We start from the raw sequence: 20,940 nt of genomic DNA on the forward strand, positions 1-20,940 counted from the left end.
TGTATGGATCCGGCAGCGGCTGAAGTGCAGCCAACAGTTAATATCTTGTTGGTCGATGACAAGCCGAGCAATTTGATTGCATTGGAATCGTTTCTTTCCTTGCCGGGGTACAACCTTGTCATGGCGACGTCGGGGCGCGAAGCCCTGGAGAAACTTAAAACCGCTGAGTTTGCCGTTATCCTCGCTGATGTGATGATGCCGCTGATGGACGGTTTTGAGCTGGCGACGCGGATCAAGAAATCCGAAAGTTTGCGGGAGATTCCAATAATCTTTCTGACGGCTATGGAAGCCAATGTCGGGGATATTTTCCGCGGTTACGATGTGGGTGCGGTCGACTACCTGCAAAAGCCGTTGGCCCCTGAAGTCGTCAAGGCGAAAGTCGCTGTTTTTGTCCAGCTGTTCCGGCAAAAACTCCTGATCCGCAGTCAGGTGGCGGAACTTCTGGAAAGTGAACGCCGGGAAAAGGAATACCGCATTGCGGAACTCAAGCAGCAGGCGGCGATTCAAACTCAGCAGATTCGCGAAGCTCTTTTGGAAAACGCTTACAAAAAGCGGATTGAAAAGATGCAGCGCATTCAGCTGGATGTGACCCGGATTCTGGCTGAATCGAACGGTGTGAATGATGCGGTGCCACGCCTGCTTGAGGTTGTCGGTCGCGGCATGGAATGGGCTTGGGCTTCGATCTGGCTCATCGATTATACGCAATCCTGCATGCAGGTCCAGCATGCCTGGCACGATCAATCGCCTGCTATGGTTAAGCTGGCCGCGCTGACTGAAAACATCAAGCTGCAAAAAGGTCAGGATGGGGTCGGCATTTCCTGGGAAAAAGCTTCACCGATGTGGATTCAGGAGGGAACGAAACACCTGCCGAGCAGCCGGAATTTCGACGAGCCCCAGGAACGCGGTATTGTGGCCTTGCCCATCTGGGAAGGCGAAGAGCTGATCGCCGTAGTGGAATTCATTGATCAGGAAATTGCCAACGAGGATGGCCTCGTTCTTTCAGCTCTGGTTGATATTGGTTCGCGTGTTGGGCTCTTTATTCAAAGAAAAAAAGCCGAGCAGACCCTGAAAGAAAGCGAAGAGCGATTCCGCTTGCTCGTGGCTGGTGTGAAAGATCACGCGATCTATATGCTGGATCAGAATGGTAACGTGCGCACTTGGAATGATGGGGCGCAGCGTATCAAAGGTTACGACAGCGAAGAGATCATCGGTAAAAATCACGCGGTGTTTTACACCACTCAGGCGATCGAGCAGGATATTCCGCAGGAGGGCCTGCGCAAGGCCATCGCCGAAGGCAAGTTCGAAGAGGAAGCCTTGCGGATCCGCAAGGATGGTTCCATGTTCTGGGCCAACTCGGTGATTACAGCCCTGCGCGACTCGTCGGAACAATTGCGTGGTTTTGCGATTGTGACTCGTGACATTACCGACCGCAAGACGGCGGATGAAACCCTCCAGCGTGCCTATGAGATTCTGGATATTCGGGTCAAGGAACGCACGGCTGAGCTGGAAATGGCCAACAAGGCTCTGCGTGCTGAAATCAATGAGAGAGAGCGTATCGAGCGTCTTCTGCGCAAAAAGCAGGAAGAGCTGGTCGCCGCCAAGGAACTCGCCGAGGCTGCGAACAAAGCCAAGAGTGCATTCCTGGCCAACATGAGTCATGAGATCCGCACGCCTTTGGGTGCCGTTATGGGCTTTTCCGAGTTGATGCTGGATGAAACGCAGCCCTTGGCCGAACGCGTCAACTGCGTGGAAGTTATCAAGCGTAACGGCAAGCTCCTGTCCAATATCATCAACGATATTCTGGATCTGTCCAAGGTCGAAGCTGGCAAGCTCGATGTGGAAAAGGTCCTGGTGCCTTTGGATGATATCCTCACCGACATCAATATGCTCCTTTCGCTGGAAGCCCGGGAGAAGGGTCTGCGCTTGACTGTGACGACCGAAGGCCAGGTGCCTTCGCATATCACGACCGATCCCCTGCGTTTGCGTCAGGTGCTGTTTAATATCGTCGGCAACGCGATTAAATTCACCGATCATGGCATGATCTCCGTTTCCATCAAGCAGACGGAAATCGAAGACGACCGCTATCGGCTTGCCTTTATCATCCGTGACACGGGACGTGGCATCAGCACCGTGCAGGCCACCCGTCTCTTCGAACCTTTTGCGCAAGCTGATAGTTCGACGACACGTCGCTTCGGGGGCACAGGCTTAGGCCTGGTTCTGTCGAAGAAACTGGCCAACACCCTGGGCGGTGATGTGGAGCTGAGCAGCAGCATTCCCGGTGTGGGCAGTGAATTCACTGTCACCATCGATCCAGGCGAAACCATGCGAACGGTAGCGCCGCTTCGTTCAGGTGCGGAAGCACGCACTGAAGAGACCAATGTCCCGCTCGAGCATCTGCGCGTTCTGCTGGTTGAAGACAGCCCGGACAATCAGCTGCTGGTCACTCGCATGCTGAAGATGAGTGGCGTCAAAGTCGAAACCGCCTCCAATGGACGCGAAGGTGTGCAGAAGGCCCAGAGCGGCACCTTCGATTGCATCCTCATGGATCTGCAGATGCCGGAAATGGATGGGTATGCCGCGGCTCAGGAATTGCGGCGGCAGGGTTATACTAAACCCATCATTGCGCTCACGGCACACGCCATGGGTGAAGAGCGGCAACGTTGCCTCGCGAGTGGTTTCAACTCCCACATTAGCAAGCCTATCAGTCGGAAGATTTTGATTCAGACTTTGGTGCAGTATAGTCAGCACGTCCGGAAGGATGCTGTGGCGAAAACGATGCCGAGGACATTCTAGAAATCCCAGCGCGCTTGCAGTTGCAGACCCAGATTCTGGGTCGGCTGCCGTTGCTGGCTGCCTACATTTGATAATGCGTAAGGCGGCCGCTGCAGGCTGCCCACGTTTGATAATGCGTAAGGCTGCAGATGCAGACTAAACGTGTTGGGTGACACGTAAGGTTGCTTTTGCAGGCTGAGCGTGCTCGGTGATGCGGGAAGCTGCCGCTGCAGGCTGACCGCGCCTGGCAACACGTAAGGCCGCATGATCAGGGCGTGCACAACGCCAAAGACGTAGGTCCCGGCGGCTACACCCAAGGCCAGATTCAAACGTTCCTGCTTATCCTTAACAAAACTATTCTTGGCCTGCGAAAAGGCATCAAGGTCTTCCTGCGAGACTGTGGGATCCACCTGAGCCCGACGGATGGCCGCCTGCTCATTGGTTTCGGCCTGCTGAATATCCTGGTTGGCCTGAACAATCACGCCAGCGGCATAGAGCTGGCTGCTGAGAAAGAGTGTGCCCAGGAGGAAGTCGCCATTATAGAATTGTCCGACTCCCAGCGGCAGGAAATGAGCGAAGCTTACAGGCTCACGCTCCAGGTCCATGGGGTCTGATGGAACGGGGGATGCTGACGAGGACGACGCTTGAGGTCCTTTTTCTTCCGCCAGTTCCAGACTTTCCTTTTTCGGTTCAGGACCTGGATCGGTCAAACCCCGAGCGGTTTCGTCCTCGGTGGGCAGCACGGGTGGGACCTTTTCTTTTTTCTCATCACGGGCTTTACGGGCTTCCAGTCGGCGCGTCCGTTCCTTTTCGCGTTCCTTATCCTTTTCGCGAGCGATCCTGGCCTGCCGCGCTTTCTCTTTTTCCTTTTCCTTTTCTTTTTCCTTCTCTCTCGGATCCACCTTCGGGGGAAGCTTATCCAATTGAATCTCGTAAACGTTCTCGACCAGTTTGTTCACCGCAATTTTCACGCGTCGCGGGCGATAGCCCTTGGCCTGAAGAGTGATTTCGCGCGTGCCAGGGTTGGCGTCGAGTGAGACGTTGGCGGGACCCAGGAGGATACCGTCCATAAGAATTTCCGCATCCTTGACCGGAGTTTTCACCAGGATGCGCGTCTTGGGTTTCGGAGCATTTTTCTTTTCGACAATGCCACGCTTGATCGTTTGAAAGAACGGCAGCACGGATTCGTCGAGGGCTTCCTTGGCTTCAATGGAGCAAGCGGAGTCGGTGGCAAGGCACTGCTCGAAATTTTTTTGAGCCTCGGTCTGGCGACCCAGAGTGTAAAGACTGAGTCCAATGTATTTATAGATTTTAACTTTTTCGGATTTGCTGGGTTTCTTTTTCAAAGCTTTTTGCAGGGTTTGGATGGCCTTGTCGAACTCGCCCTTGGCATAATGCTGAAGACCCTGCTTATAGGCTGAAGTCTTGCCGTCGGCAGATGGGGGGACGCCTATAAAAAGGAGCAGCGCGAGACAGCCGGAAAGCATCTGTCTCAGGATCCTTTTATTCGGCCATGTCGTAGCACTTGACTTCCACATAGGTTTCACTTGAAGTCAGCGGTAAACGTCTGAGATCCCTCATTTTCCCTTAACTCGAAGACACGACTGACCACTTCCTGTTCAAAGGTGACGACCACACGATATGTGCCCGGTCTTAGGTTCAGTATTAAGGAAGACTTGGTCATATTCATTTCCTTGCGTCGGCCGCCGTCCTTCAGATCCTCTATGACCAGCTGCGCCGGATTGCGATTCGATCGGATATTCAGCTCCACCAGATCCACTGTCTTCAGTAGAGTCACATTCACGTTTCGTTGTTCATTGGCTTTGATCTGGACCTGCTGCTCGTCGAGCCTGTAACCCTTACGTTTGAGTCGCAGAGAATAAGATCCAGGATCGAGTCGAATACCCTGCCCTGCGATCTCGGGGTCATTGGTGGTGCCATACGGTTTGCCATCGATAAAAATTTCGGCGGCTGGCAAGGCCGAGACACGCAGAATACCCGGCTCACCTTTTTTCGGTGGTTCCGGGGGCAGACGATCGGTGACCGTCGTTTTTTCAGGAACTGACGCCAGGACAGGTGGCCGCGTTTCGGTTGCCGGAGTGGGATCCGGGACCGGCTGAGCCGGCGGAGGATTGGTTCCCGTTTTCACACGACTCGTATCCTGCGGCGGTAGAGCGGCGATTTTAGGTCGAGCCGGAGTATTGAGCGTTTTATTGGTTGTGACCACAGGACGGCCAGATTTAAAGGTGGCTGTTTCCTTATCACTGACGGCTGCGGGCTTGTTGTTATCGATCACCACGGTCTGGCTTTCCACCAGAGGTGCGGTCGGCATTTCCACAGGCAGGGGATCGGTCCTGGTTGATTTGGCAACCGATGTCTCTGTGCGGGAGCCGCCGGCTTTTTTCTGCTTCAAGGGATCGATCTGTTGCGCGACGCGCGAGCCGTCACGCTTGACCTGATTCATGAGCCTATCGCCGCCGAAGATGAAGACAAGGACAATGGCGGCAATCAATCCGAACAGGACATAAGTGCTCGAGCTGGATTTTTTACGGCGTGTGAAGCCACCTACTTCACGAATCACCACTTTCTGGGGTGGGGTGCGATGCCTGGCCTGCTGCGATTGCGGTGGCACCGTTGCCGATGACCGGACAGGCGATTGGGTCGGCACCGGCTGCTGCGGTAAAATTTGCGTCGGCATATCATGGGACGTGCCTGGGCGGTGGCTCATATGTTTTTGCTGAGGGGCATGTCCCCGCGGACCGGTGTTCTGATGATTGCCATCGGCCGGACGTACCGCGCGAGGCGGTGTGGTGCCGGCACGCGAAGGCTTGGGTCCTGTCAGGGCCTTGGTTTCCGCATTCGGATCGACGCCATCACGGTTCACCGATGTATGATGGCTGCGCGAGCTATGAGGCTTGCTCTGATCCAAAATATTTTTGTGCGATTCAATTTTAGGAACCGTGGTCTTGGGCATTTTCAGTTTGGCCAGACGTTCATCAAAGGCCATACGGTTGTTGGTATACTGTTCGAGCTCCTTCGAACTTTCACCAAAGCCAAAGCCTCTCAGGAATTCATCCAAAGCGGAAGACATGTCCAGAATATCCTGGAAACGTTCTTCCTTGGAACTTTTCATGCCCTTGTTGATGATTTCATTGATCACGAAAGGCAATTCCGGAGCCAGAAGGTTGGCTGCCGTGTAACGCCCGACCATGATCTTGTTAATCACCTCGGCCGTGGTCTGACCGGAATAGGGCAGAACCCCCGTAACGATTTCGTAAAAGAGCACGGAGAGACTATAAATATCCGCGCGAACATCAACATCACTGCCGCGGATTTGTTCCGGTGACATGTAGCTTGGTGAACCCATGAAGGTACCGGTCTGCGTGGCCTTGGCCCGATGGACTTTGGCAATACCAAAGTCCATGAGCTTCACCTGCCCCGTATCGAGCAGCATGATGTTTTCCGGTTTGATGTCCCGATGCACAATATTCAATTTATGGGCTTCATGCAGAGCTCGACAGACTTCACGCGCGATCAGAATCGCGACCACAGGATGAAGGCGATTTTTGGGATAGCGTTTGACGTACTCGGCAAGATCCACCCCGTAGAGGATTTCCGAAACCATCCAGAGCTGCTCGGAGTCGAGCCCGGAGAAATCGTAAACCTTAATGATATTAGGGTGATCCAAATTCGATACGGTTTTCGCTTCGAGAAGGAAGCGTTCACGAATATCGGGGTTCCGGGCCAGGTGCTGATGCAAAATTTTGATGGCGACCCGGCGATCGAGTTTTTCATCAAGCGCCGCATATACGGAGGCCATACCCCCCTCGCCGATGAGGCCTTTGATTCGATAGCGATTGCCGACCAATTGTTTCTGCATCCCGGCCATGTCTCTGTGCTTGCAGGGAAAAATTTCCCAACCTGAATTCAGCGATTAGGCGCTCATTTCCGCTCATCCTATCGGTCCGAAAGGGATGGCACTTAAGTCAGGCCTCGGGAGTTTTAGCTGTCAAAATGCGACCTTGAATCATTCTTGCGGGGCAGAGATGGGTAAGGTGAGGAAACTTATGTTGTTTTGGACAAACAAGACTGGGCTGGCCAGGGAGCTGGCCAGCCAAGGGTCAAGTCTATTTCGCAATCGCGAGATGCTGGCGGAAAAAAGCCAGGGTTCGGTCAAAGCGTCTGGAATCCAATTCCGCGTCGGCAATCATATGCGTCTGCCCCATAAGGGGTAGGAATTCATAAGGCCATGCTGCACGCTCCAGACTATCGATCAGTTTCATGGAATTGAAAAAATAAACATTGTCATCCGCTGTGCCGTGAATCACCAGAAGAGGTTTGGGTGTTTTGGAGCGACGTTCCGGTTTTAAAAGAGTGAGAACGGAGCTTGAGGCATAGGCTTCCTGGTCTTTCTCCGGCAGTCCCAGATAGCGCTCGGTATAGGCCGTATCATAGTCCTCCCAATCCACTGGCGGTGCACCGGCAACACCCGCTTTGTAAACATCCGGGCGAGCCAGCACCGCATAAGCCGCGAAATAACCACCGTAGGACCAGCCGAACACACCGATGCGATTGGCATCGAGTTCGGGATGCTGAGCACAGAGGAGCTTCAATGTTTCAGCATGATCATTCACAGGAAGAGAGCCAAACTTTTTGAAGATGGCTTTTTCAAAATCGCGACCTCGATCCTGAGTACCGGCAGTATCCATGCGCACGACCACGGCTTGCAAGGCATCAGCCAGGACCTGATCTTCAAGATAGGCTCGACCAGATGCACGGACTTGCAAGGAACTGGGCCCGCCATAGGCATGTTCCAAGACCGGATATTTTTTCTTAGGGTCAAAATTGGAAGGACGAATCAAAATGGTGCGAATGGCCTGAGGACCGATGCGTTCAATCACAGCATTCGACTTCATCACAGGTTCAGCCGCGGCCGATGGGATGATGTGTTCCTGCTCGTCATTCCAACCGCGCATCACCGTTTTGTCTTCACCCTTCAGGTTGGTGATGCGTGCGGCCAACACGCGATCATGGAAAGAGCTGGAATTGCCGACACTTCCGCCCTCACGCGCGGCGACCGTTCGCGTGCTGCCATCGGCGATGGACGATGCATGGATCGATGAGGCAATGCTATCCTCTGCGGCTTCATAGTAAATCGTCCTGCCATCTTTTGAGGCGCCGAGGACATTGCGAACATGAAGATTTTCAGGGCTGATCATGCGAACGAGAGCGCCTTTTTCATCATGCAGCTCAAGTCGTTTCGTGCCGGTGCGCTCCGAAGCCCAAATGAATCCTTGATTCTGCGGGAGCCACAGTGGAATGGTGCGATCAATATCAACCCAGGCCGCATCGGTTTCCTTGATCAGCATCTGCGTACGACCAGTCTTGGGATCAGCCGCCACTAGGCGCGCTTCATTTTGCAGGCGATTCAGCAGCAGAAAAGAAGGCTTGCCGTGTTTGCTCCACTGCACGGGACCGATATACTCAAACGCTTCCTTGCCAAAATCAATCCAGGTGATGGGCCCACCCTTGGCCGAAACAAAGCCGAAGCGAAACTTCGCATTGGCCTTGCCGGGACGTGGATAGTAGGGACGCTGAGGTTCCGCATCCGGACGGAAAGGATCGGCGATCGAGAGGCGCTCCACGTGACTTTGGTCGATGGCCTGAAGCAGCAAGGTCTGGCTATCGGGTGACCACCAGAAACCATCCTTGCGATTGAGTTCCTCCTGGGCGATGAACTCCGCCACACCAAAGCTTTTTTCTTCGGTACCACCTTTGGTCACGGCCACAGCGGGACCGCCGGAAAGCGGTGCGACGTAGAGATTGCTGTCACGGACGAAGGCCACCTTCTGATCATCAGGCGCTATTTTAGGCCCAAATGCGGCGCCCTTGCCGGCGCCAATTTCCCGGCTTTTTTGCGTCTTGCGATCGAACAGAAAAAGTTTGCCCTTGACAGGGGTCAGAATCCAATCACCCTGAGGATTGTTATCATAAAAACTGATGCCGCCGGTCAAGAGTCGCAGCCGTTCACGCAGCGCTTTTTCCTCGGCCGATACCGGACCATCGCCGGCGCCCAGCATCTCCGCATCGAGGACCTTCGTTTCGACACCCGTTTTGCGATTGAATTCATATACGGCCGCCGACGTGGAAGGTGGAATCGCTTTTTGATAAAGCACCCGATCTCCATCTTCGAGAACGTGGACATTGAAGGGTGCTCCTAAACGGAAATTACGCGTCGTGCGCAGCTGCTGCTGCAATTCCTGCCAGGCTTCTGTCGCCGGTGTCGGCCCGGGTTCAGCTATGGCGACAATGGTATTGCCAAGAAGGCTGCCGAGCAGTGTCAGACGCATCAGTTTCGAATAAGTATGAAAGGGAAGTGGGCTCATGCTGTCCTGCTTCTTTGCGGGGAAGTTCAAAATTTAGGATAGGATCCAGCGCCATAATTATCATGGCATGGGAGAAATGCAAAGCAGGCTTTTGCGTTCATCACAGGCTGCTCCATGCGCTGGAGTCAGCCGTGCTTTAAGTCATGCTGACCGATTTCACGACCCGAGAATGGCATCAAGGTCCGCACAGGTGATGGAGTCATCAGCCTTAACGAAACGGACATGGCTTTGGTTGGGATCAGGATCAGGCGTCAAGGCAAGTTTGCCCTTGGCCGCATTTAAAAGGAAGCTGGACGTGCCCACGATGGCCTGTTCTGTTTTATCCTGCAGAAGGCCTGTGAACGCTCCTGACGTCTGCTCACGGGCTTCATAGCTGCTGATGGAGCGCTGAATCATATAGAGTTGTCCTTTGAGTGGACCAGCCTCGGCCGACGCTGTTAACCCTGGTTTGCCATCCTGATCGGCATCCACGATGCGAGGATCGGATTCTTTCAGAGGCAGCGCTTCATTCAGATCGCTTAATTTGGCTCCAATAATTTCCGCCTGCTTTGAACGTGTCAGGACAAGCGCGTCTCCATCTTCACCGAGCGTGACGACACTCTCAGTGGGCGCCAGAGCCTGAATGTTCTGATCCGAAAAACTGATTTTCAGAAGTCCGTCGCTAACAACCCGGAGACGGCAGGTGCGTTCCAGAAGTTTATAACCGTCACCTTCTTTCACCAGCTGAACAATTCGATCTGAACTTGCGACTGTCTTGCTTTTACCAACAATCGGAAGCTCCGAGACATTGGCGAAAACCAGCCTTTGGGCATAGAACCCAAGCGTCGCGGCTTCGCGCTCGGGCGTCAGGGCTGTGAGAGAACTGGATGGGGACGGGGAACAGGCAATCAACAAAAGGGAACTGAGGCAAAGAGCAATACGCATGGCTGACCTCCAAAGACGACCTTGTCAACGAAAGAAAAACCATTCTTCGTAGCGTACATCCGCACTCGATTCAATGCGAAGAATCCCCCAGGGGATCGAATCGGTGGCGTTCGACAATCCCCAAGGGATCAGATCGGTGCCCGCCAGCAAAATCCCCAGAGGCTGTAAACGATGATGACAAGCCACAAAGCAGGCTGGCTGCGGCGCGCAAGCGTAAGATTGCGCTGCCAGAATGCGGCCGAGGCGCGGGGCCAGACGAGCCAAAATAAAAACCATGCCTGGGTGCTCCAAAACAGGGGCAGGCCCAAAGGATGGTAATGCCACGATTCCTGCCCATGCCCCAATGCAGCGGCGACAAGGGAACGACCGAGCCCGCAGGTAGGGCATTGAATTTTGAAAATCCAGGAGAGTGGACAGCGGAGAGGGACCAGGGAGGCCCATTCCCCGACGGACAGGGGCCTGTGATGGGCCAGATAAACGCCCGTCCAGAAGAGGATGAAGAGGATGCCGGCGATCACTCGCTTAAAGGGAATTTTGCCCAAAGTAACTATTGATCTCCGATTGCTGCAGAGCATCGGCCACGATGCTCAGACCAAAAATCGACAGAAGCAAATGCACCAGTGGATTATCGGAATCCGGCTTGTTCATAGCCAGGCAGATATCCCGACTCAAACGGTACTCGTGATAAAGATGCCAGAGCCCGCAGGTCACGATGGTGAGAAGCAGCCAGGGAAGAAATTTATATTTTTCCGAGTTGATCATGAAGTTGACAGCCCGCATCTGCCGGGCCTGAACCCAGATATTCCAAAGACCACAGAGAACGATGGTGAGGACGATATCCACAGCCACACTGCGAACAAAATCTGGAGCCGCTCTTAACTTTTCCATTTCAGTGCGATGTTGCAACAACACGTCTTCACCTACCTCCGCAAATTGATCAAAGTTCCCAAAACGGGTCCCACTAGGCAGTCTATGCCCACCCTTTGGGCCGGTCAATAGCTCAGTGTTAAACTGAAAAAGAATCGTACTCTACACTCTTATATGGTCGTGACCATGACCAAACCTCGCTATTTCACCAAGTCTTTGCACAAAAAAGCCTTGGAATGCCCGACAAAACTCTATTATCACGCGCAGCCCGATGTTTATGAAAATCGGAGCCTGGATGATCCGTTCCTTCGGGCTCTCGCTTACGGCGGGTTTCAAGTCGGTGAGTTGGCTCGCATTTATTTCCCTGGTGGGATCGAGGTGTCCGCCCTTGCTCCGGGCGAGGCTGTGGCCGAAACCAGGCGCCTCCTGCAGCAGGATAACGTCACTCTTTATGAAGCTGCGATCCAGGTCGATTCATTTTTGGTTCGGGTCGATGTCCTGATCAAAAAAGGCTCGACGCTTCGACTTTATGAAGTGAAAGCCAAATCCATTCATCCCGATGACGTTGATGATATCTATGATAAGAGATCGCTGAAAAAAGGTGTACATAAGCTGAAATCAAGGTGGGAACCTTATTTTCAGGATATCGCCTTTCAAACCATGGTGTGCCGCCGCGCCTACCCGGAATGCAAGGTTGCATCCCATCTTGTTTTTGCCGACAAGAGCAAGGTGGCGACCGTATCAGGTTTGAACCAAAGGTTTCTGATCGCCAAAGGCAAGGGTCGCAATAAGATCAAAGTGGCTCCCGGCACCAGTCTGGAGACGGTGGGACAGAAAATTCTTTATACCCTGTCTACCGATGAGCATGTGGACCGTTTGCTGGCCGACCCGTCCTTTCAGCGAAATGCTGAGGCCTGGTCCACTGCTTTTCGCTCCGGCACTAAAATCGCGACGGAACTGAGCAAGACCTGCCGCAAGTGCGAATATCGCTGCAACGCGGGTGGCGAAAAAAAGAGTGGTTTTCACGAGTGCTGGACGGCTCGCCTGAAGCAGCAGCCGGAACCTGGAAAGTTGGTGATCGATCTTTGGAATTATCTGCATGCCGATCGACTCATCAGTGAGGGCCGACTGCTCCTCAAGGAAGTCACGCAGGAAGACCTTAAGTTGGATGGGGAAGGGCAGGGGCTCTCCACCGGGCAAAGGCAGTGGCTTCAGGTGGAACATCAGGCTTTTGTGGATCATGACTACCTGCGGCACGCTGTCGAATCCTGGCAGTACCCGCTGCATTGCATCGACTTTGAAACCACGGCCGTGGCCATTCCGTTTCACGAAGGCCGTCGCCCCTATGAGCAGATCGCCTTTCAATTTTCGCATCATACCATCAGCGAAGACGGCAAGGTCACGCATGCCAATGAATATCTGCACGGTGTCAAAGGCGAGTTTCCCAACTTTGCCTTTGTCAGGGCTCTCAAAAAAGCCCTGGAAGGTGATAACGGCAGTATCTTCCGTTACTCCAATCACGAGAACACGATCCTCTGCGCGATCCACGACCAGCTGCAGGGAAGCCGGGAAGCGGACAAGGATGAGCTGATGCAATTCATCCGCAGCATCACCAAATCCGGATCCGCCAGCGTTGAATCCTGGCTAGGCCCGCGCTGTATGATCGATCTTCTTGAGATTGTGAAAAAGGCTTATTACAATCCCCTGACCAAGGGTTCCAACAGTATTAAGAAAGTCCTGCCTGCGGTCCTGGCTGACTCGAAATTTTTGCAGGAAAAGTACAGCCAGCCCATCTATGGTGATGCGATCGTGAGCCATAATTTTAAAAAGCACACCTGGCTTCAGCGCGACGCCAGCGGCGATCTCCTGGATCCTTACAAGCAGCTGCCGCCACTCTTCACGGATGTGGATCCAGAGGTCCTGGAAACCTTTTTATCGGATGATGATGAGGTAGCGGATGGTGGTGCTGCAATGATGGCGTTTGCCCGCATGCAGTTTACCGAGATGAATGATCTGGAGTTTGCCAGCCTGCGCCAGGGTCTTCTGCGTTACTGTGAACTCGATACCCTGGCCATGGTCATGCTCATTGAGCATTTCCAGGAACTGCTGACGCCGGCTTACATGTCATGGGGCATCATATCGCGATAGGAGCGATACTTCTGGCTGCAGGAATAGAAGCGCAGATTGGTCACACGGCTGGTATAAAGACAGGCGTACGATTCAATCTGCTTCGCGAAGCGGCTTTTTTCCAGGCTGGTCCGCATCAGCTCACCCCAGATCGGGTGCAAGGCCTTTTCACGCTGCTCAATCTGCAATTTGATCTGCTTATGAATCTCTTCCAGCTGCATTTCCTTGCGCTGAAGCTGATCAATATATTCCTTGAGCCGCTGCTGCTGCTTGATTTCCTTTTGCTTATCGCTGCCCACCATCTTTTGCCGGCGCTGCAAATTACCGATTTCTGAGCGCAAGGACTGGGCTTCGTCCTGCAGCTCCTCTTCCTGATGAATCGTTTCCATGATGCGTTCAAAGTCAGGCTGCAGCTTCTCCTGGCGGCTCAGCTGGTCTTCCAGTTCCTGGACGACGAGGAGCGTCCGCCAGTTGAAGAGTTCCTTGGACCGCTGGATATCACCGTAGATGTGGTCCCCGCAGTACAGGATCTGATCGCCCTTCTGCTGGGTCAGGCGCTCAAACAGAATCGCGTTGCCACCGTGATAGACCTGCTTCGGCAGAAACGAACCGCGGTGCATCTTGAGCAGGCCTTCCTTTTCCGTCACCACTTCATAGAAGGGGTTGCTGCCGGTAAAGAAGTTGGGCTTGCCGGCGCTGACAATAATATGCTCGAAATAATCCCGCCAGCTCGGAAAGTCCGCATGCAGGCCGTCGAGCAGATAGGTCATGACCGCATTGGTGTAGCTCCAGTCGGAGTTGGTGATGACAAAGAGTTTCTTGCCACCATCCAGAAGCTTCACCAGGGTTTCCACCAGGTTTTTATCGCGATCAATATACTTTTCGGGTTCCGCGAGGACCCGCAGTTTGATCGAGCCGTCCTGGTGGGAAAGATCAATCCACTCGCGCAGATCGGAATAGACCTGCCGATAGCTTTTTTGAATCTGGCCTGGATGCCGACGCATGTAGTCGACGATTTCCGTGAAGAGCTGCACTTCGCTCTGGGCGAAGAAGGTATCCACAGTCAGGTAGTCGTCCGCCTTGTAACTCTTGGCATTGTAGAGTTCGTAGCGTTCCTGCTTATCGAGTTTACGATGGCCGTGAAAGGCGACTTTCACGTACTTATGGGAATCGACTTTGAGAAGATTGCCGCGATCACGGTCGACCAATAGGCCGCGGATCACAAAGTCGGGATCGAATTTGAGCTTCAGCAATTCCTCGGGATAGCCGTTCTGCACGAACTTCTTCACCGTCTCATGAAACGCCAGGCTTTCGAAATTCTCACGATTATAGAGGACCAGCGTATGATCCATATCAAAGCCAATGGACTTGATGGACGCCATATTCAGGGAACGGTTGACGTAAATCTTTTGGTGCTTTTTCAGTTTTTGCATGGTGTGAAATAACCTTGGCGATCAGGGGACGTTATCGAATTTGAAACCCACCTGGCAATAGCTCTTGCCTTTTTGGTTCAGGAAAGTCTGCTGATAGACGACGTGACCGTCGACTTCGTTATAGACCTTACCGTCCATGATGATTTTCATCTTCTCAAAACGCTGTCCTGGTGTGTAGAGCTTGGACTGCATGGGGGTGCGAATGGAGAGACCGGTGGTCGACATGTCGAGGATAGCCTTGCGCAGGACGGTCTCCTGGTCGATGGGATTCACCACCTCCATCACCACGCGCTCGCTGGCATCGAACATGAAACGCTTGGCGCTGCGACTGTCTTCGATCAGGCGCAATCCTTCGAGAGGAAACAGGATGTGCACGCCATCGGTGGTGATGCGATCGGACACAAAACGCACCGAATGAATCTTCAAAAAATACTGCTGGGATTGCGCCACGGCCGAAATATGTTCGGGCGGGACCGTATTCGCCAGCACGATGGAGCGGTTTTTGATGACCATGATATGGGTCTGGAATACGATGTTCACTTCGCTGGCCGAAAAAAATACCGGCGACTTCCGTTGGACGCATTCCTGGATGAGTTCGAGCGAAGCTTCATCGATGGACATCAGTAGGCTCCCTTGGATTCAGCAATACCGCGGAAGGGTTCGATGTAGCGCCCTGCCTGGTTGAGCGTCGGGAACGCCTGAGTGAACTGGAAAAGGACATCGAACCGGCTTTCGTCGTATACCTTTAATGTATCATTTTTGTGGCTGCGATAGTGACCTATCAAACTGAGAGCCTGCTGTTTGCCATTGATATAGCTGACCGATCCACCCAAATTTATGGTTTTTTCGAGTCTTTGGCAGAGTGCGGCCGCCGAGCTGGTCTGAGAGCCGCAGCCCTGACTTTGGATTGTGTCGTACGTATAGTCTTCCAGGGAATAGGATGCCCGGCCGCTCAGGTGCAGGAAAGACCAGGGAGTGACGCGAACCAGGCCCGCGAGTCCGCGGCTGGTATAGCTGTAAAAGAAGTCATTGAACGCATACTGATGCTGAAAGACCTCGGCGGTCAGCTTCATGCCCCAGAGTTGTGGGAAGTTGCTGTTATGCTCCAGCGTTCCGCTCAGGAACGGATCAATGCTCGATCCAAATAAATTATAGGTTTTGAAACTCGAATCGCTTTCGCGTCGATCCAAATATTTACGGAAGAGCAGATAAAAGCGGGCACTATGCTGCGGATGGTAGCTCCACTCCACCCAAGGGGCCAGGAGGTTTTCCGTTCCTACATCAAACGCCTGGCGAATTTCCGGACGCTCAGGGGCTGGAAAATATTCCGAGCCGGCGCGATAAAACTGCCAGTGGCCATAGACACCAAGCAGAAAATCACCGGACTGACCCGATGTTTCCACAAACATGCGATGCCGACGTTCCATCAGATCCGGGCGGAAGGGAAAATACTGGACGTCGCCGGGATCCTGGGTCCAGGTTTTGAGCCGGTCGCCATCGCTGAACCAATCCTGTTCATAAATATAGCCCGCATAACTTTCGGTCCCCTTGCCTTTAAAAGGCCCCAGACCCAAACCGGCATTGGCGACAATTTTAAAAGCTTCCGAGGCGATCCCGGTTTTGATGACAGGTTTTTCCTGCTCGTAACCAGGATTGGAACGCTCGCTGCGTTCGTAATAATAGCCCACCTGATAGTACCAGAAGTGCGGAAGGGCCATCAGCGACTGGGGATGCTGCTCAAAAAAGCTGATGCGATACCGCGCATGCTGTGTCCCGGGGACTTCGATTTTTCCAGCGACAGCCATGCGAGTGAGGATCAAATCCATTTGGGCGCGAAAGCGTCCTTGCGGAAAACGCTTCAGATAATCTTCGGCCGCGGCCCGTGCAGCTGTGGTATCGGCATCCTCGAATTCCATGGCCGCCCATTCGAACAAGGCGTCCTCGGCCAGGGGTTCGTCTATTTTGCTGACACGTGCCAAATAGCGTTTGGCGCGCCTGCGATCACCGGTCGCATCGTAACAGAGGGCCTGATAATAAAGATTAAAGGCCCGAAGCCGGTTGGAAGGTTTTGATCGACGCAGGTACTCAAGGGCTTGACGCGCCTGGCCTGTGTGATAATAAGTGGCCGCGAAAAGCGTCCAGGCATCCTGGTCTTCCGGGTGCTCACGTAAATAGCTGCGATATTTTTGTAAGGCTTCGACAAATCGTCTTTGGGAAAACTCTTCTTGTGCTTGAATGAGTGCGCTAGAATCCTGTTTGCCCGGCTCTGCGTTTTGCGCCCAACCGCGATTCGGCACAATGGCCTCAAGTCCAAGAATCAAAAGGAGGCAGGTGAAATGATGGCGACGGATACCCATAAATAACAATCTATACCTTTACCTTTTATCAGCGGCGCTAAGCCTGGGGGCCTGTTATGCAAATCGGAAAAACTGTCAAAGTAGCTGGGATACATCTTGCAGGGCCCAACTCCACCAAAACAACAGTCGTGATCATGACAGGTCGCCTTGGGGAAGGCAACCTAAAGATCACCGCGGTTTTGGACCGTATGGGCGCCCTCCACCGGCTGTTTTCAGACGATCGACTCTTCGAATTTTTGCGGCGTGAACTACCCGATCGGGTGATGATCGACAGTCCTTTGACTGTGCCTCCGTGCGTGGCTTGTACCCGCCCGAGTTGCCCGGGCGTCAACGCCTGCGAGGATATTGCAGTGGCTTATATGCAAATGCTCGCTGAAAGTGCAGCCGGTAAAAAACGAAAGCGTGTGATGAATCCACAGACCCAGCGGATTTGGGATGTCAAAGAATGGTTTCAATGGGCGCCTTCCCTTCAGGAACCGACGTACAGCGCGAACAAGGCACCGCTGGTCGTACGCGCCATGACCCTGCAGAGGCGACTGAATATTCTCCCGCAGCCGATTCGTCTGTGGGAAACGTCAGTGCCGCATGCCCTGAGCTGCCTTGTCGACCAGCTTGGGCTGGATCGGGAGCTGGCTTATCACTATCGCGCCTTTGAAGTTGGACGTGATCGACGCACTGATCTGCTCGAAGCTTTGCATGAGCGTGGTTTTTTGGAAGAGGATGACATCGATGAAGTCGCGGCCACGGTGGAAAGTTTTTCAGCAGCCATAGCTGCGATTGTTGCCGCGTTGGAACTCTTTGGTTTTTGTTCCCGACCGAACAATGATTTTTTCATGCAGCAGGGTTGGGTTTATCTGCCTGAGCTCGCGTGTGCGTGGCCGCGTGAGCAGCTGGAGGCCTGATTCAGTTCCATTGAAATTCGACGATACGGCCCTTGTTTTTCTGATATTCCTGGAGGCGTTCCGGCAGGTGTTCCAGAACCTCTTTGCGGAGCGCTTCCAGAATATTGTGCTTCACATAGCTGCGATGCACGATCAGACTGATTTCACGGATGGGCTGAGGTTCCGCGAATGGCCTCGTCACACACTGGCCCGGGGGAATGGTCTCCACAGCCAGATAAGGGACGATGGTGAAACCTGAGCCCTGGGCGACGAGACGAATCAAAGTTGTCAGACTGCCACTTTCAAAATGCAGACGCTGACTTTTGCGCGGCGCTTGGGCTTTGAATTGACAGAGGTTGATCATCTGATCGCGCAGACAGTTGCCTTCGTTGAGGAGAAGGATGCGCTCCAGCGGCAGATCCTTTTCGTGCACGATCTTGTTCAGGGCCAGCTCATCCTTCTGGGAAAAACACACAAAAAACGGCTCATCGTAGAGCCGATTTTCGAGAATCCCATTGTCATGCAGAGGCGTCGCCAGAATACCCGCATCGAGCGTGTCCTCCTTGAGACGCTGCACGATGGAGGCAGTTTCCAGTTCTTCCACCGTCAGATTCACCAAAGGGTAGCGGTCGATAAACTTCTGCAGAAAGAGAGGAAGAAGATAGGGAGCGATCGTCGGAATAATTCCCAAACGAAAGTCTCCCTGAATCTGGCCGGACTCTTCACGCACAATTTCCTGGAGGCGCTCGGCCTCCCGAAGGATGCTACGAGCTTGTTCCACCAGCCGTGCTCCGATCGGTGTCATGACCACGGGCTGCTTGGAACGATCAAAAATAAGGACACCCAGCAGATCCTCGAGCTTTTGAATCTGCATGCTCAGCGTCGGTTGAGTCACATGGCATTTGCGGGCGGCGACCCCAAAGTTGCCGTGAGTGGCCACGGCCACGATGTAAGTCAACTGCGTGAGGGTCATATTTCACCGCGCATACGATCTTCAAAGGCTGCCAGAGCCACTTTTGCTCCGTCGCCCATGGCGATCACGATTTGTTTATAAGGCACTGTCGTCACATCACCGGCTGCATAGATGCCTGGCACCGAGGTGCGACCTTTCTCATCGACTACAATCTCGCCCATGCGGTTGACGCTGACAAGGTCTTTTACAAAACCGCTGTTGGGTGAGAGTCCAATCTGCACAAAGATACCATCCAGTTTTTCCTCGTGCTGCGAGCTGTCGCGCCGGTCTTCGTAACGCAAGCCGACGACATTGTCCCCGTTGCCTACCACCGCTGTGGTTTTGGCCTGCAGGAGGACTTTGACGTTCGGCAGCGAATACAGCTTATCCACGAGCACCTGGTCCGCTTTCAGTTGGTCCATGAATTCATAGAGCGTAACACTGGAGCAGATACCGGCCAGGTCAATGGCCGCTTCCACGCCCGAGTTGCCACCGCCCACGACGGCCACTTTTTTACCTTTGTAATACGGTCCATCACAGTGCGGGCAGAAGGCCACACCGCGGCCGATGTATTCCTTTTCACCGGGGATATTCAGTTCCCGCCATTTGGCACCGGTGGCCACGATCAGAGTATCGGTCGTCAGCGTCTCGCCGCTGGATAATGTGATCGCGCGTTTTTTACCGGTGCTGACCTGCTCCACACGGCGGTGTTCAAGGACCTGAATATTATAGGCTGCCATGTGTTTATCCAAGGCCGAGGACAGATGCGGGCCTTCGGTTTTCACCACGGATATCAGGTTTTCAATGTCCTTGGTTTCCTGGACCTGACCGCCAATTTTTTCGGCGATGACCACGGTTTTCAAACCTTTGCGGGCGCTGTAAATCGCAGCAGACGCACCGGCTGGGCCACCACCGATGACGACCACATCAAAATGTCCAAGTTCGCGAGGCTCGGTCGATTGCTTTTGGCTGCCGAGTTTGGCTTCGAGTTTATTGAGAAGCTCGGCCAGGTTTGAACGGCCCGAATGAATCAATTCATTGCCCACAACGACGCTGGGAACACCCTGGATTTTTAGCTTGTCCAGCTCATCCGGGGCCATGGCGCCGTCGACCATTTCGTGAGTCAGATCCCCGTGGGCCAGCGCGATTTGAATCAAGGCCTGCACGACGTCGGGGCAATTTTCACAGCTCAGACTGATATAGGTACGGATATGGGTTTTCGCAGGCAAACCCTGGATTTTCTGCGTCAGGCCGCGATCGGGCAGTTTGCCTTGACCCGCACTGTTGAGAATCGCGAGCACCAGGGAGGTGAATTCATGCCCACCGGGAATACCGCGGAAAATGATGCCGGTGAAGGCGCCATCTTTCAGGATTCGAAAACGTGGAGCCGGGGATTTTTCCTGACCAACGGTTACCGTAATCCTGGGGCTGGTGGAGGCAAGGTCCCTTAAAAAGTCCAAAAGTTCAATCTGCTGATTGTGATCGCTTGCATCAACAGCGAGATCGATGGAGTGTTTCAATTCAGCGAAGACACCTTGGAGTTGTTCTTTTAGATCTTTATCAAGCATCGCTTGCTCCTTCGTGTGAGGGGGCCGGAGCCCCCAGCGTGCCTCTGCCGAGGCTTACAGACAGTTGGAGTTGGCTTAGATTTTGCCAACGAGGTTCAGGCCAGGCTTCAAGGTTTTTTCACCTGGACTCCACTTGGCTGGACAGACTTCGCCGTCATGGCTGGCGACATACTGAGCCGCTTGAACCTTACGGAAGAGTTCGTCCGCATTACGGCCGATGCCGTTATCGTTCACTTCTGCCAGCTTGATTTGGCCTTCCGGATTGATCAGGAATGTTCCGCGATAGGCGAGACCTTCCTCTTCAATGTGCACACCAAAGGCGCGCGACAGAGTTCCGGTCGGGTCAGCCAGCATCGGGAATTTGATTTTCTTGATCGTATCCGAGGCATCATGCCAGGCTTTGTGCGTGAAGTGAGTGTCGGTACTCACGGAATAGACTTCCACGCCCAGTTCCTTGAGCGCATCGTATTTGTCAGCCATATCACCCAGCTCGGTTGGGCAGACAAAGGTGAAGTCAGCCGGATAAAAGAAGAAGATCGACCATTTGCCCTTCAGATCATTCTGGGAAACGGTGATGAACTTGTCCTGATGATAAGCCTGGACTTTAAAATCAGGAATCTTGGTGTTAATGATCGTGATCATGTAAATCTCCTTAATGTTTTTCTGAGAGTCC

The 20,940-nt window shown here is 53.4% G+C and carries 15 protein-coding genes and 1 pseudogene; 3 read left to right on the forward strand and 13 right to left on the reverse strand.

Features of this window, described 5'->3' with window-relative positions:
- Positions 1-3 precede the first annotated feature (3 nt).
- On the forward strand, positions 4-2,793 hold the full coding sequence (locus VE954_RS08225; RefSeq protein WP_324951545.1) for a response regulator: 2,790 nt from the start codon (positions 4-6) through the stop codon (positions 2,791-2,793).
- Here VE954_RS08225 and VE954_RS08230 read toward each other — a convergent pair.
- The 7 genes and pseudogenes from VE954_RS08230 to VE954_RS08255 all read right to left on the reverse strand — a co-directional run bounded on the left by VE954_RS08230 (position 2,790) and on the right by VE954_RS08255 (position 10,988).
- The gene (locus VE954_RS08230) at positions 2,790-4,259 is read right to left on the reverse strand and encodes a tetratricopeptide repeat protein (RefSeq protein WP_324951547.1); all 1,470 of its coding nucleotides are present in this window, start codon (positions 4,257-4,259) and stop codon (positions 2,790-2,792) included. The genes VE954_RS08225 and VE954_RS08230 overlap by 4 nt on opposite strands.
- Positions 4,260-4,315: 56 nt before the next feature.
- A complete protein-coding gene (locus VE954_RS08235; RefSeq protein WP_324951549.1) occupies positions 4,316-6,652 on the reverse strand; it encodes a serine/threonine-protein kinase in 2,337 nt (778 codons plus the stop codon).
- Between the two features lie 247 nt (positions 6,653-6,899).
- Positions 6,900-9,158: a S9 family peptidase gene (locus VE954_RS08240; RefSeq protein WP_324951551.1), complete on the reverse strand. Its 2,259-nt coding sequence runs from the start codon at positions 9,156-9,158 to the stop codon at positions 6,900-6,902.
- A gap of 156 nt (positions 9,159-9,314) precedes the next feature.
- A complete protein-coding gene (locus tag VE954_RS08245) occupies positions 9,315-10,082 on the reverse strand; it encodes a hypothetical protein (RefSeq protein ID WP_324951554.1) in 768 nt (255 codons plus the stop codon).
- 24 nt (positions 10,083-10,106) lie between these two features.
- Positions 10,107-10,358 carry a hypothetical protein gene (locus VE954_RS08250; RefSeq protein WP_324951556.1) on the reverse strand — a complete coding sequence of 84 codons (252 nt, stop codon included), beginning with the start codon at positions 10,356-10,358 and terminating at the stop codon, positions 10,107-10,109.
- Positions 10,359-10,384: 26 nt separating this feature from the next.
- Positions 10,385-10,657 (reverse strand): annotated as a pseudogene (locus tag VE954_RS44140) (DUF2752 domain-containing protein); the annotation flags it as partial.
- Positions 10,605-10,988, reverse strand: a complete 384-nt coding sequence (locus tag VE954_RS08255; RefSeq protein WP_324951558.1) for a DUF4234 domain-containing protein — start codon at positions 10,986-10,988, stop codon at positions 10,605-10,607. The pseudogene VE954_RS44140 and the gene VE954_RS08255, both read right to left, overlap by 53 nt.
- Positions 10,989-11,135: 147 nt before the next feature.
- Here VE954_RS08255 and VE954_RS08260 point away from each other — a divergent pair, with 147 nt between their 5' ends.
- Positions 11,136-13,097 carry a DUF2779 domain-containing protein gene (locus tag VE954_RS08260; protein ID WP_324951560.1) on the forward strand — a complete coding sequence of 654 codons (1,962 nt, stop codon included), beginning with the start codon at positions 11,136-11,138 and terminating at the stop codon, positions 13,095-13,097.
- On the opposite strand, the gene VE954_RS08265 is transcribed toward VE954_RS08260, so the two are convergent.
- From VE954_RS08265 to VE954_RS08275, 3 genes are read right to left on the reverse strand one after another with little or no spacing between them, the layout of a single operon-like run.
- Positions 13,067-14,509: an HAD-IG family 5'-nucleotidase gene (locus VE954_RS08265; protein WP_324951562.1), complete on the reverse strand. Its 1,443-nt coding sequence runs from the start codon at positions 14,507-14,509 to the stop codon at positions 13,067-13,069. The genes VE954_RS08260 and VE954_RS08265 overlap by 31 nt on opposite strands.
- A 21-nt stretch (positions 14,510-14,530) precedes the next feature.
- Positions 14,531-15,130, reverse strand: a complete 600-nt coding sequence (locus tag VE954_RS08270) for a PilZ domain-containing protein (RefSeq protein WP_324951564.1) — start codon at positions 15,128-15,130, stop codon at positions 14,531-14,533.
- A complete protein-coding gene (locus tag VE954_RS08275; RefSeq protein ID WP_324951566.1) occupies positions 15,130-16,866 on the reverse strand; it encodes a tetratricopeptide repeat protein in 1,737 nt (578 codons plus the stop codon). The genes VE954_RS08270 and VE954_RS08275 overlap by 1 nt, the downstream gene beginning before the upstream one ends.
- A gap of 56 nt (positions 16,867-16,922) precedes the next feature.
- Between VE954_RS08275 and VE954_RS08280 the strand changes: the two genes are divergently transcribed.
- Positions 16,923-17,768, forward strand: coding sequence for a hypothetical protein (locus tag VE954_RS08280; protein WP_324951568.1), 846 nt, complete (start codon positions 16,923-16,925; stop codon positions 17,766-17,768).
- A gap of 1 nt (position 17,769) precedes the next feature.
- Here the strand turns inward: VE954_RS08280 and VE954_RS08285 are convergent, their stop codons facing one another.
- From VE954_RS08285 to ahpC, 3 genes are all read right to left on the reverse strand, one after another.
- Positions 17,770-18,720, reverse strand: a complete 951-nt coding sequence (locus VE954_RS08285; protein WP_324951570.1) for a hydrogen peroxide-inducible genes activator — start codon at positions 18,718-18,720, stop codon at positions 17,770-17,772.
- Entirely contained in the window at positions 18,717-20,267 is a 1,551-nt protein-coding gene (ahpF, locus tag VE954_RS08290; protein ID WP_324951572.1) for an alkyl hydroperoxide reductase subunit F, read from the reverse strand. The genes VE954_RS08285 and ahpF overlap by 4 nt, the downstream gene beginning before the upstream one ends.
- Before the next feature lie 75 nt (positions 20,268-20,342).
- Positions 20,343-20,909: an alkyl hydroperoxide reductase subunit C gene (gene ahpC / locus VE954_RS08295; RefSeq protein WP_349263806.1), complete on the reverse strand. Its 567-nt coding sequence runs from the start codon at positions 20,907-20,909 to the stop codon at positions 20,343-20,345.
- Positions 20,910-20,940 lie beyond the last annotated feature (31 nt).

Source organism: Oligoflexus sp. (assembly GCF_035638955.1).
Taxonomy (GTDB): domain Bacteria; phylum Bdellovibrionota_B; class Oligoflexia; order Oligoflexales; family Oligoflexaceae; genus Oligoflexus.